The following is a 13,445-nucleotide window of genomic DNA, read 5'->3' as shown; positions in this document are numbered from 1 at the left end:
TGCATACAATTAAAGACCGCTCATATTTAAAGCATGTAGGAGATATAAGTGAATTTACAATCAATCCCAGAATTTACCCGAGACACCAAGCGTTTTCGTGAGGTCATAACTGTATTCATCAAATATGGCTTAATTGATTGGATCGAGAATTATGAACCCGAGTTCATGAAGAACCTACGCCAAAAAATCCACTCACACCCCAACCTTGAAAACATGAGCCATGCTTGTCGTTTGCGCTTAGCCTTCACAGAACTCGGCCCCACATTTATTAAACTTGGTCAAATCCTGAGTACAAGAGAAGATTTGATTGGCGAACAACTCGCTGCTGAACTCAAGTTATTACAAGATTCCACAAACCCTGACAAAGCAGAACAAGTTCGCGAAACACTAGAAAACGAACTTGGTAAAAAAGTTGAGGAACTCTATGCCGAATTTGATTTCGAGGCTTTTGCTTCCGCTTCAGTCGGTCAAGCTCATTTTGCAAAACTCTTTGACGGCACTGATGTCGTAGTTAAAATTCAACACCAAGGAATAGAAGAAAAAGTTCTTAAAGACCTCAGCGTTTTTTCGAAAATCCTTCAACTAGCTGAAAAATATGACTCGAGCTTAGCTTCTTACCAACCCTGTAAAATCTTAGAGGACTTCAAGAAGAGTTTATTTCGAGAAATGAATTTCGAAAAAGAACTACAAAACATGAATAAGATCGGTAAAAAATTTGCCGATGACAAAAGCGTCCACATACCCCACACTTACAAAGATCTATCATCGAAAAAAGTCATTACGATGGAACGCCTCTATGGAAAAAGCGTGTCTGAACTAAAAACTTTCCATCACTTGCCCGTAAGTCCTGCGGAAATCGCAAAAAATGGCGCCATTTTATTTTTAAATATGATCCTTCGCGATGGGGTTTATCATGCTGACCCTCACGCAGGTAACATCTGGATTCTCAATGATGGCCGCATTGGTCTTCTCGATTTCGGCCTAATCGGAATTATTGACGAAGAATATCGCGAAATGATTGAAGATGTAGGCTTTGCCGCACTCGATCAAGATGCTCAATTAATCACTGATTATGTTTTGCGAATCGGCAAATGCCAAGACAAGCTTAAGCGCGATGAACTCCAAGCTGACATCACCGAATTCCTATATGAATTTCAGGTTGAAAACTTAGAAGATATCGATTTTAGTGGTGCCCTTAAAGAAGTTTCTCGGATCATCAGGACCTACAAAATAATTTTACCTAGCAACATCTCCTTGCTGATCAAAACTCTCATTATGCTCGAGGGCACATCGCGTTCCCTAGATCGCAATTTCAACTTCATCCCACTCATAAAATCTTTTCAAATCCAAAGATTAAAAGCTCGACACTCGCCAATCCGTACTTACAAAAAGCTGAAGAAGAAATACAAAGAGTGGGATCGTCTCATCGAAATGATGCCACGCGAACTTCTTCACTTAGTGGAGAACATGAAAGCAGGCTCTTTCGACGTTAAACTCGAGCACCGAAAACTTGACGCCGTGATAAATCGCCTCGTCTATGGCATTATAATTGCCGCCCTTTTCATTGGATCCTCCCAACTCATTGGCCAACGAATTCCTCCAATGGTCTTTGAAATCTCGATCCTTGGCTTTATGGGTTATATCACTTCTTTTGTCCTCACCATCAAACTCCTCCTTTCCATCCGTAAATCTGGCGATCTTAACGGCAAATAAGCTTTGACTTATGCTTCAGTCTCTTTAGATTGAATCGTCAATTTGGATAACCCTTTATGCCTAGCGAAAATACCACTATCAAAAGTTCCATTCATCCCTCGACAAAAGCCTTTATTGCTTTTATTTCTGGTCTGATGGTTAACCTTTGTTTCGAACCCTTCAACTTGCATTTTCTTGCTTGGTTCGCACTTATACCTCTCTACTTCCTGGGTATACGTCGACATGACCGTGGAACTTTTTATCTAGGTTGTGCTTGGGGATTCGGCTACTTCCTAGGAACTTTCTATTTCCTCTACCCCATTTTTTTACTCTGCCCTTTATTAGTTGCACTTATTTGGACTCCTATACCAGGAATTTGGCTGTACCTCATTTGTAAAATCAGGCACTACCTCTTATTCCCTGACCCCACGCAAGAACATTGTGCGGCTCCCGCATACAAGCGTATTCTCAGTTTATCCTCCAGTTTCATTCTACTCATATCTGCCGCTTCTTTATGGTCCTTCTTTGAATGGGTGCGCACCTGGCTATTCACTGGTCTACCCTGGAACAGTCTTGAAGTTAGCCAAGTCTACCAACTCCATTTCCTCAAAAATGCTTCATTTATTGGCGCCAATGGCTTGGCCTTTTTAATTGCTTTAATTAACATGAGCCTTGCTGTCCTACTAGAAGTAATTCTCACTCATAAGAAAGCTCAACAACAAGACCTGCCTCAGAGACTCCCTAAGCTCAAGAATTATTATTGCTTACCTATTTTATGCCTCATTATTTTGCTATCTTCAACAATCATTGCCGATAAGCTACAAGTAAAAAACACTCCCGACTCTAGTATCCGCGTGGCCATGATACAGGGGAATTTCAAGCCTTATTTCAAAGCCCTCAGCTACGAGGAATATCAATTCCACCACCAAACTTACAAGAATTTGACTGAGGCGGCTATACTGCAAAAACCCGACCTCATCATATGGCCAGAAACCCCCATGCCCTCTAGCTTTCAACGAGACCCCGCCTTCCCTGAACTCATCCGCTACCTCAGTAAGAAATCTCAAGCCAACATCTTATTTGGAACTGGGATGACTGATACAGACCCCTTAAACCCTGAACAGAAAAAATATTATAACTCCGCTCTGATCAGTGACCCACAAGGAGATATCATAGCTCGTTATGATAAGATCCACACAGTCCCATACGGAGAGTATCTACCAGGCCGTTATTTAATGAGCGCAGAACTCCACGAAAAGCTAAACAAATTTCGCCAAATGGGACCAAGCCTCAGCCATGGTACAGAGCACTCAGTATACCCCCTTGCTAAGGAAAGTCGCATCGGTATTAACATATGTTTCGATGATGTTTTTGAGGATATTTCTCGAGGATTTGCTCATAATGGCGCCAATATTCTTTGCACGATCACCAACGACTCTTGGTTTGGAGAAACGGCTGGTGGAGCACAACATTCAGCTCATAGTATTTTTCGAGCTGTTGAAAATGCACTCCCCTTCCTTCGTTGCGGTAACACATGCGAAACTATGTTGGTTTCTCCTACAGGAAAAGTCGAGCAACTTTTACTCAACCCAGAAAATGGTTCTCGCTTCACTCGCGGAGTACTTTTTACGGAGTTGAATTTCTGTAAAAATCCCAAAGCCACTTTCTATAAGCGATTCCCCTACCTCACCCCTTTTATCCTTAGCCTATTATCATTTGTAAGCCTTAGCTTTTTAGTCATTCAATCCCTAAAACGCAAAAAACTACTCGCAGGTAAGGCTCATGACTGCAACAAATGAATCAAATCACCTAATTGATTCCACTCATTTTCACACCTAAGTCATTCATTTATAATCACTATCATATTTCAATAGAATAGGCTTAGAACTTGCTTTTTTCTTGACAAATCCACATATTCGAGTACAATCCTCCCCAAATAGACAGGATATATAAATGAAAAATTATGATGTAATCGTTATTGGCGGTGGTCACGCAGGTATAGAAGCCTCTTTAGCTTCGGCTAGAATGGGCGCAGAGACTCTGTTAATAACGCAAAATTTAGATCACATCGGACAAATGAGCTGCAATCCCGCAATCGGTGGCATCGCTAAAGGTCATGTGGTTCGTGAAATAGATGCCATGGGTGGTGAAATGGGCCAAAATACCGATGCCTCAGCTCTCCAGTTTCGCATGCTTAATGCCTCACGTGGACCTGCCGTTTGGTCACCTCGTGCTCAATGCGACAAAGTCCTTTATCAACGACGTATGAAGCAGCAATTAGAAAAAACAGAAAAGCTTCACACACACCAAGCGGAAGGTCTTTCTTTTGTCACTGAGAAAGGAAAAATAATCGCTGTTCAAACTCAGTTTGGAGATAAATTTGAAGCTAAAGCTTTCGTCCTATGCTGTGGTACTTTCATGCGCGGACTCATGCACTTTGGCCCGCAACAACTTCCAGGTGGAAGAACTGGTGACACTGCCGCTGATGCCATTTCTGATTCATTAAAAAATGATCTCGGCTTAGAACTCATGCGCCTTAAAACGGGCACTCCCCCTCGCGTCTTAGCTAAAACCATTGACTTTGAAAAACTAGAACGCCAAGATGGTGAATTCGGCGAATTTTCTTACTGGCCTCGTGAAAAAGAATATGAAACAATTGATCGTGGCAGCATTCCTCAAATGCCTTGCTACATCGGTCGTACGAGTGCCGAAACAAAGAAAGTTATTGCTGATAATTTACACCTTTCTCCAATGTATAATGGTTCGATTGATGCCATCGGCACGCGCTATTGCCCCTCGATTGAAGATAAAATCCATCGCTTTGGCGATAAAGAATCACATCAAATTTTCCTTGAGCCCGAAGGGGTTTTTACCGAGGAATATTATCTCAATGGAATTTCAACTTCTTTACCAGTACAAATTCAAAATAAAATTGTACACAGTATCCCCGGCTTAGAAAAAGCCGAAATTGCACGTTATGCCTATGCGGTGGAGTACGACGTTGTCTCACCCCACCAGACACAAAATTCATTAGCTCTAAAGCCATGGCCTAATCTATTTGTCGCAGGACAGATTAATGGTACTAGCGGTTACGAAGAAGCTGCTGGCCAAGGCCTCATTGCAGGTGCCAATGCTGCAGGTTTAGTCGCGGGGAAAGAACCTCTTATTTTAGAGCGAGACCAAGCTTACATTGGCGTTATGATTGATGATTTAGTAACAAAAGATATTTCTGAGCCTTATCGCCTCTTCACTTCACGTGCTGAATACCGTCTTTTACTTAGACAGGATAATGCCGATAGACGACTTTCTAAAATCGCCTATGAATATGGCCTCCTGCCTTACGAAAAATTTAAAATCGCTCAAGACAAAGAAAAGTTAATTAACGATGAGATTGAACGCCTCAAAAATGAGCGCAGCCACGGAAAAAGCTTATGGGAACATTTGAGTTCGCATAAAAATACTTATGATTCCGTTGTGGGCGAAAGCCATCTTCCTGAAAACGTCAAAGAACAAGTTCAAATCGATGCGAGATACGAATGTTATATACAAAGGGAAAAGCAGCAAGTTGAGCGTCAAAAACGCTTAGCTAAAAACCCTATCCCTGAAGATCTCGATTATCTCACCATCACAGGTCTTGGTAATGAAGCGAAAAATAAATTGAGTCGCTACCGCCCCGTAGATCTTGGTCAAGCAGCTCGTATTGACGGTGTAACTCCAGCGGAGATTGGCTTGATACAAGTTCACATCAAACGCCTAGAAGAAAGCAAGAAACTATAAGCTTAAATAAAAAAAGCGAAGCAATGAATTGCTTCGCTTTTTTTTTGAAAGTATTTCTAACTATTGCTGTAAATCTTCGTCGACGAATTCATCTCCAGATGCGAAGTATTTATCTTCATCAACAATGATACCAGATGGGTTACACCCCATTTCATCAATGCGTGTTGCGGCCGCTAAATCTGAACCAATTGAGGGCTTTGAGTATACGACCGTGGAGCTAGGATCAACAACTTTCTTTGGTGCTACTGGAATTGCATCATCTTTATGAACAATATCTTTGTCGAAATCTTCAAGTTCTTCTTCTACCTTGAACTTAGGTTTTTTCACAACAAAGAAATAAGCTAAGACACCTATGATAAGAAGAAGGACGACACCGCCTATTGCCAAGATGGTAAGTAAGGACATGCCCTTATCAACTTTATAAGTCTTACCTTGGAAGGCCTGTGCTTGACCAACGGCTACCACTTTCTTTTTCTTTTGTATCTTTTTAACTGCTTTTAAATCTCTTAGTGTCGGCTCTTCAACTTTCTCACCCATATCAGGTGCGTGCTCACGTGCCAAGTCATCAACATATCCAGATCCATCAAAAGGCATCTCTGGACTTACATTTTGAGCGAAAGCCGTGCTCACGACAAAAAAGAATAAAAATATTTTAAAAAGTGTGTTTTTCATACATAACCGTAATTTTTCACTCAATGTAATTGAAGATCATATAAAAACAATCATTTGCCTTTATAATCACTCATTTTTTAAACGGGAAAAAGCGAATCTCCATTCAATTAAATAAAAAGCTGATCGTTCTCCTCCTCTATCACCCTTTTTATGAGTTATAGAACTTAAAACTTTGTCTTTGTAGAATTGACGAAGCATGAGTCTTGCAAAATCATTTTCTAATTTTCGAACTCCACAGCTATGAACTAAGTCGACCTGCATCTCATCGTTCTCAACTTGAATACGTAACAATGATGGCTGAATGAGTTTCTCTTCTTCAATATCTGTAAATAAGAGCTTGAGGACCTCGTCATCATAGTAGATATTTTCAATTGGTTTTTCATTGACAAATATCAACAATTCTCTTGAAGCTTGTTTAAGTTCGAGTTCGGGAAGAGTTTCTTGTAAGTCAGGCAAAGGCCATTCGGCTCTTATTTGTGATTCTAAATTTAAACTAAGAGAGTTTTGTGCTGCAGGAAAATCTTCTTCCAGGTAGAAATCAGCTTCGGCAATTTCCATATTAGGTAACTCTAAAGAAGGAAGGGCAATTTCTTGATTGAGCCAAGTCGCAAAACCTTCTTCCAAATCTGGCATATACATGACGCGAGGGTCCTCATCTCGCTCCTCTACACCTTCTGTACTTTTATCGATTAAATATAACTTCTCATCAGTGGTTTCTTTATCAAAACTGGGTGTTTCCAATGAGTCTTGAAAATTAAAGAAAAAAAAGGGGCTAATAAACAAAGCCATCACGAGTAAACTAAACGCAGAAACTTTGAAGGACTTACTAGACTTACTCACTCTTCAAGACTTCTTTCTCAAGATTGTTAGTAACTAAATTCACTTCAATATTCATATGCCTCACAATATCTAACACCGTAATGACATGTTCATAGGGAACGGCTTTATCGGCTTTCAAGGAAAGTACTGGTCGACGCTGTATCGAACGCCCTTGAGTTTCAACACTTAAAGTTTTCGCTTGAACCACTTCTACAAGCTCCTCTTCTAAATTCTCCCAAGCCACTGGCTTATTATTAAAGTAAGGTAAGTACTTACCTTCGTGATCGACAATGGCAACAGACAATTTATCTGTTGCTACAAGTACAGAACTGCTCGAGCTAGGCATTGTCGCCTTCAATCCTTGCTGGAAATCCAGCGAAGTTGATACAAGAAAACAAAATAGAATTAAACTAAATACAGAAAGGATTCCCGTTGTTGAAACAGGTTTACTTCTATATTCTAACTTAGTTTCAAAACGCATTAATTCAGTTCTCTATCATCACTTATAAATTCACCACTTCGAATGAAGTACATCATTTCATAAGCCGTTTTCTCCATATCACGAAGGATTGAACGAATTCTAGAAAGATAAACATTGTAAACCATATAGGCTACAAAAGACACTGTCATTCCACTTGCTGCTGCAACCAAAGCACCACCTACATAAGGAGCTAAATTCGATAAGTTTACAAAACTACCTTCAAGGCCAATCTGGCGAAAAGCCTCAATCAATTTCGCAACCGTACCCAAAAGCCCTAAGACGCCGCAACCTTGAGCTAAAGTGGCTAAAACATCCATACGTTTCTCTAAAAGAAATTGTTCATTTCTTGCTGCTTCTTGAATGGCACCCTCCAAAATAACTGGCTCATCTTTCCTGTGGAGTATGGAGACGCGAATGATTTGCGAAATGGCCCCTGGAGTATCATCACAATGACTTACACATTCAATCACATTTCCCTTTTTTAAATTGGAGCATATACCCTGCATAAAATCGGTACGGTCAATATCTGTACTGTGAAAATAATAAAAACGCTCTACTGCGAGCACGACAATTATAATTGCCAAAACCATAATTAACCAAACGAAAGGCCCACCCTGTTTAGTTAAATTCAATACAAAATCAATCATCTAAAGTATCCCAAAATTAATGCTATCAAAGTTTAGCCCCGTGACTAGGCTTTTCAATCTACTTAAGCCTTCAGAGCCGGAAATTGACCAAGTTCAAAACGACTTTTAATTTCTTCTACAAACAAGGGTAAATACTCATCATAAGTACAGGAATTATGCGGAGTCAGCAAAATCTGCTCATGATTATACAAAGCTGAATCTATTGCTAAGGGTTCATTATAAGTCACATCCAAACCTGCAAATGATTTTGGATTTCTCTCTAAAAAGTCAATTAGCTCATCTTCATTAACTACTGTGCCTCGCCCAAAGTTATAAAAGTGCGCCCCATTTTTCAAAGAACTGAAAAATTTTCTACCGAGCATGCGGTCATTTTCTTTTATTCCTGGAAGCAAAGATAAAACATGATCAAACTCACTGAGTCGTTCATAAGCTTCATCCATCTTGATGACTGAATGACTTGCATCGCCAATTCCACTACGATTGGCACCCCAAACTTCCATTCCAAATTTTTGAGCTAGATCGGCACAATATTTAGCGATATTGCCATAAGCCAAAATTAATAACTTTTGTTTTTTGAGCAAGCGACGCCCCGTACAAGCATTACGATCCCAAATCTTTTGCTTCTGTAACTCTAGCTGACGAGGGAATTGATTATTAAAATATAGAAGCATGGCCAAAAATGACTCGGCAATCATTGGTCCGTGAAAACTAGAAAACTCCACACGCACTCGACCTGAAGGATCTTCTGCGATCCAATCTCGCCCTGCCGCTGGAGTCAAAACTAAATTTAGCTTTTTTGCGTTCGCATACAGACCCTGCGAAAAACTCCAACACAAAACACATTCTGCTTGCGGTAATAAAGATAAAAACTCGTCCTTGCTCTTCACAAGAACACATTCCTCTTCACCAAACAACTTTAATAAAGGCTCGAAATGTTCTCGACGTCCCGAAAATGAATGGACCTGGCTATATAAGTTAATGAGTAGCTTCATAGAGGCTTTTGTCTATTAAATGTCTTTACCTAATAGATCTTGAATAATATCCGCAGCCCCACGAGCAATCAACTTTTGGGCAATTTCGGTTCCTCTTCCAGTAAGATCTTTAAGATCACCTGACATATCTTCACGGTAATATTCTTTACCATGAGGAGAAGCCACAAAAGCTCTGAGCTGATATTTGTCACCTTCTATAGTTGCAAAACAGCCCGCAGGAACCTGGCATGAGCCACCAATAGCTAAATTGAACTCACGCTCAACTTTCACTCTCTTGGAGGTCGCATCGTCATTTAACTTATTGAGTAAAAAACACAAGTCCTCATCATCTTCGCGGCACTCAATCCCCACGGCGCCTTGTCCAGGGCTTGGAATAAATTTATCCGGATCCAAACTCGAAGCAATACGGTCTCCAAATTCTAAACGGATCAAACCTGCCGCAGCAAGAATAATTGCATCATACTGACCCGCATCTAGCTTAGCCAAACGAGTATTGACATTGCCCCTCAAAAGCTCCGTTTTAATCGGATACTGTCTATATAATTGGCTCGCACGTCTGAGTGAACTGGTCCCCACGACTGCACCTTCAGGAAGTTCATCTAAAGATTTATATTTATTGGAAACAAAGGCATCGCGTGGATCTTCTCTGTCGAGAATTGCCTGTAAAATCAAGCCCTCTGGCAATTCAGCAGGAACATCTTTCATTGAATGGACAGCTAAATCAGCTTCTCCATCCATCATCGCTTGCTCAATCTCTTTTACAAAAAGACCTTTACCACCAATTTTAGCTAGTGAAACATCAAGGATTTTATCTCCCTGGGTTTTAATGATTTTTAACTCAATATCTAAGCTGGGATCCAGTTCCAACAAACGACTTTTTACATGCTCAGCCTGCCATAGTGCCAGCTGAGATCCACGAGTGGCAATTCTCAATTTCAATTTGGACTCCAAATCTTATAAATTAAATAAATCTTTGAAAACTTTTACTAAGCGCGATGAATCATCGCGCTTCACTTCATCTCTCAAAGTAATAATAGGATCGTGTAATAATTTATTGACGATCTGATGCAAACTCTTATTGATTGCATCTTTATCTGAATCACTTAAATGACTCAACTTACGAAATAATTTTTCTTGTTCATCATCTTTAATACCGTGCAAACGTTCACGGAATGAGTTAATCAATGGACCCACAGATGACAAGGCTTGCTCTTCACGAAATTCTTTGAGTTTAGTTTCAACAATTTCTTCCGCTCGACCAAAAGCTCGACCACGTTTTTTGCGGTTCTCTTCTGCAATTTTATTAAGGTCATCAATATTGTACACAAAAACGTCGGTCAGATCATTAATTTTAGGATCAATATCTCTAGGAACTGCAATATCAATTAAAAACATCGGTTCACGGCGTTTTGACATCGCACCCTTAATTAAGTCCTTCTCTAAAACGTAGCTTGGTGATCCAGTTGAAGACAAAATGATATCGGCATCCCACACAGCATCCTCTAATTGATCTAGGGAAAATGCTTTACCTTTAAATTTATCAGCGAGTTTTTCCGCATTTTCTACACTGCGGTTGGCTACCATAATTTGATCCACGCCAGCTTCGAAGAAGTGCACCCCTGCTAACTCACACATTTCGCCTGCACCAATTAAAAGAACTTTTTTACCCGATAGATGATCAAAAATATTTTTCGATAACTGCACCGCAATTGATGCAACCGACACAGAACCTTTACCAATTTCTGTATCACGGCGTACTTGACGAGCACACTTGAGCATTTGTTGATAAATATGTGCAAAATTTGCCGTCGCATAATTTTGTTCAAAGCTCAATTCAAAGGCACTCTTTACCTGCCCTAAAATCTGTACTTCGCCCACGACAAGTGAATCTAAACCTGAGGCTACTCTAAAGAGATGCTCCAAAGCCTCATAATCGTTATATCGATAAAAGAAACTCTCGAAATCGCTCTCCTGTAAGGACCCCACTTCCATCAAATATTTTTCTAGAATTGATTGTTCACCATTAAAGATAAACTCCGTGCGATTACAGGTAGAAATCAAAACGAATTCACTCAAACTATCGCAACAATAAGACAGAATTTCTTTTAATTTATCCGCACCAAAAGATAAGCGCTCACGCAATTCTACGGGGGCACTTTTATGGTTTAGACCTATAATTGAAATAAAAGGTGAGGTCATTTCACCACCTCAGTCAAAGCTGATGCTTCACTTGGTCCAAAGGTGCTAATACAGCCGTAAAAAATAATGAACGCTAAAAACAATATACTGACTGCTCTAGCCAAGTTACGGCAGGTCATTTTTTTGGTGTTATACATGGCGAATAGAACTGTGTAAAATAGCCACAAGACACTTCCCCAAATCACTTTGAGCTCGTTAAAACCTTCCGAATCTTTTTTAAAATAATAAATAACTGCAAAAGCAATCCCTACAGTCATGGCAGACCATCCGCGATTGAAAGAAACACTAAAGACCTGCTGCAAGCGATCTAAAGAAGGCAACTCCTGATCTAAGGCCATTTCATTATGATTTTTCAGTGCTCGCAATTTGATGAGGTAAGTAATGCTTTGGGCAAAAGTAAAGAAGAAAATTGCGAAGGCTGCAATCAATAAAGCTTGGTGCATAATCAGAAAAAATTGTCCATCATAAGTCGTTTTTGTGAGAAGGCTTGTCCCATCGTTAAAGACAACAAAAGTCATCAAGACCAAGACTATCGGCATAAAAGCCGTTCCCAAAAGACGATTTTTCGTTTTGTATGCCGTGTAATAATAAATCACAGCCATCAACCAATTCGTCAATAATAAATTATCTATTTCCGCGTTCAACACTTGTGTGATAAGTAAAATTGTGAGACCTAAAAATCCTAAAAGTGAACTCAAAGTCCCAAAGACAAAGCTCTTCTTATCTCTTCTTAGTGCATGGGTACAGAAACCCGTCACCGAAAGCATAAAAAGTGCGTAAACACTGAAAAAAAGTACATTAGTCATATTTTGTTCTCAAATAATTCCTTACTTGTTCAGCACAAGTTTGTCCCGAAACAATACAGTCATTCATGGAGACACCATACAGTGAAGTCCCAGTAATAAAAATTGATTTCTCTCGTAATGCACTTTGAATATATTCCACTTTTTTGTGATGCCCCAATTCATACATTGGAATAGCTCGTTTCCAGGGAATCACTTCAAAAAAGTCCATCTCATCACTTATGCCTAACTTTTCTTTAAGCTCAGCTTCCACTATTTGTTTTAACTCAGCTTCATCTAAATCAAGTAAATCAGGTTCACGAGCTCCCCCAAACATCACACGTAGAGTTGTGCCTTCTGCGTGATTTTCAGGAAAGATTTGTGAAGAAAACAAAACACCCAAAACACGTGATTTCTCAGTGCTTGGAACTAAAAAGCCAAAACCTCGTGGTATATCTAAAGTTTTGCGAAAGCCGCAAACCGCTACACCTACAGGCGTATAAGGAACATTTACCAAATTTTCTGCTAAGCCAGGCATTGTAGCAGTCAAAATCTCACTGCTTCGATCTGCGGGAGTCGCAAAGACAACCGCGTCAAATTCGTGCTGCTTGCCATCAAAACAAAGGATCGGCTTCTCATCTTCTACATTGATTGTCGTTATTTGAGTGTTACAGCGTACTTTCAAACGTTCGCTCAATGCTTTTGGCAAAGCCTTCATGCCACCTCGCAAACTACACAGGCGACCGCGCTTGCGTTTAGCAGGTGCTAAGCCCTTCTCAACTTTCTCTTTGTAAGCAGCTTTCATTCCCTTAATTACTGAGCCATGCTTTCTCTGCGCATCAAAAACAGCAGGAAAAGCTGATCTCATCGAGAGTTTTTTTGGATCCGCCGCAAACACTCCTGCCACAAATGGATCTGCTATTTTCATAGCAAATTCTTCGGTAAACTGCTGACTCACGAAGTCATAAAGACTTTCATCTTCTGATGTCCGTGGTTTCTTAAGCACATCACCAAAGAGACTTAGCTTTGTCTTCAAACTCAATTCACCCCAAGTCATCATTGAGACCGGACCTTCCGGGATCCGTTTCAAAGAGTCGCCCATCCACAAATAACGCTTTGCTGCATCTGTGTTGGCAAACAAAACATCAAGACCAAGCTCTTCGCAGAGTTCAAAAATCTCTCTGCGGCTTGACAGGAAGCCATTAGGCCCCATCTCATGAGGGAACTCGGCATCTCTATTACTCAGGATTTTACCTCCTGCAGAAGACTCTTCTTCATAGACAGTTATCTCAGCATCAGGCAATTCTTTGCCCAAAAAATACGCCGTCGCAAGACCACTAAGTCCTGCGCCAACAACTGCTATGCGACTAGTCTTATCCGACAT

12 protein-coding genes are annotated in these 13,445 nt (G+C 40.3%); 3 read left to right on the top strand and 9 right to left on the bottom strand.

Annotation, left to right across the window (positions count from 1 at the left end):
* Positions 1 to 48 precede the first annotated feature (48 nt).
* From PQO01_RS11730 to mnmG, 3 genes are all read left to right on the top strand, one after another.
* A complete protein-coding gene (locus tag PQO01_RS11730) occupies positions 49 to 1,713 on the top strand; it encodes an ABC1 kinase family protein (RefSeq protein WP_274314218.1) in 1,665 nt (554 codons plus the stop codon).
* A gap of 56 nt (positions 1,714 to 1,769) precedes the next feature.
* Positions 1,770 to 3,491: an apolipoprotein N-acyltransferase gene (gene lnt / locus PQO01_RS11725; protein ID WP_274314217.1), complete on the top strand. Its 1,722-nt coding sequence runs from the start codon at positions 1,770 to 1,772 to the stop codon at positions 3,489 to 3,491.
* Positions 3,492 to 3,645: 154 nt separating this feature from the next.
* Positions 3,646 to 5,469 carry a tRNA uridine-5-carboxymethylaminomethyl(34) synthesis enzyme MnmG gene (gene mnmG / locus PQO01_RS11720; RefSeq protein WP_274314216.1) on the top strand — a complete coding sequence of 608 codons (1,824 nt, stop codon included), beginning with the start codon at positions 3,646 to 3,648 and terminating at the stop codon, positions 5,467 to 5,469.
* A gap of 60 nt (positions 5,470 to 5,529) precedes the next feature.
* On the opposite strand, the gene PQO01_RS11715 is transcribed toward mnmG, so the two are convergent.
* The 9 genes from PQO01_RS11715 to hemG form a co-directional block, all read right to left on the bottom strand.
* Entirely contained in the window at positions 5,530 to 6,141 is a 612-nt protein-coding gene (locus PQO01_RS11715) for a hypothetical protein (RefSeq protein ID WP_274314215.1), read from the bottom strand.
* 66 nt (positions 6,142 to 6,207) lie between these two features.
* On the bottom strand, positions 6,208 to 6,981 hold the full coding sequence (locus PQO01_RS11710) for a hypothetical protein (protein ID WP_274314214.1): 774 nt from the start codon (positions 6,979 to 6,981) through the stop codon (positions 6,208 to 6,210).
* Complete coding sequence (locus PQO01_RS11705) at positions 6,974 to 7,441, bottom strand: ExbD/TolR family protein (RefSeq protein ID WP_274314213.1); 468 nt, start codon at positions 7,439 to 7,441, stop codon at positions 6,974 to 6,976. The genes PQO01_RS11710 and PQO01_RS11705 overlap by 8 nt, the downstream gene beginning before the upstream one ends.
* Complete coding sequence (locus tag PQO01_RS11700) at positions 7,441 to 8,088, bottom strand: MotA/TolQ/ExbB proton channel family protein (protein ID WP_274314212.1); 648 nt, start codon at positions 8,086 to 8,088, stop codon at positions 7,441 to 7,443. The genes PQO01_RS11705 and PQO01_RS11700 overlap by 1 nt, the downstream gene beginning before the upstream one ends.
* Positions 8,089 to 8,150: 62 nt before the next feature.
* Positions 8,151 to 9,080: an NAD(P)-dependent oxidoreductase gene (locus tag PQO01_RS11695; protein ID WP_274314211.1), complete on the bottom strand. Its 930-nt coding sequence runs from the start codon at positions 9,078 to 9,080 to the stop codon at positions 8,151 to 8,153.
* A 15-nt stretch (positions 9,081 to 9,095) separates the two neighbouring features.
* Positions 9,096 to 10,019, bottom strand: coding sequence for a hydroxymethylbilane synthase (hemC, locus tag PQO01_RS11690; RefSeq protein ID WP_274314210.1), 924 nt, complete (start codon positions 10,017 to 10,019; stop codon positions 9,096 to 9,098).
* A gap of 15 nt (positions 10,020 to 10,034) precedes the next feature.
* On the bottom strand, positions 10,035 to 11,279 hold the full coding sequence (gene hemA, locus PQO01_RS11685; protein ID WP_274314209.1) for a glutamyl-tRNA reductase: 1,245 nt from the start codon (positions 11,277 to 11,279) through the stop codon (positions 10,035 to 10,037).
* Positions 11,276 to 12,085, bottom strand: coding sequence for a cytochrome c biogenesis protein CcsA (gene ccsA, locus PQO01_RS11680; RefSeq protein ID WP_274314208.1), 810 nt, complete (start codon positions 12,083 to 12,085; stop codon positions 11,276 to 11,278). Before ccsA ends, hemA begins: the two co-directional genes overlap by 4 nt.
* A complete protein-coding gene (hemG, locus tag PQO01_RS11675; protein WP_274314207.1) occupies positions 12,078 to 13,445 on the bottom strand; it encodes a protoporphyrinogen oxidase in 1,368 nt (455 codons plus the stop codon). Before hemG ends, ccsA begins: the two co-directional genes overlap by 8 nt.

This window comes from Lentisphaera marina, assembly GCF_028745505.1.
Taxonomy (GTDB): Bacteria; Verrucomicrobiota; Lentisphaeria; order Lentisphaerales; family Lentisphaeraceae; genus Lentisphaera; species Lentisphaera marina.
This window is presented reverse-complemented; position numbering and strand designations above follow the sequence as displayed.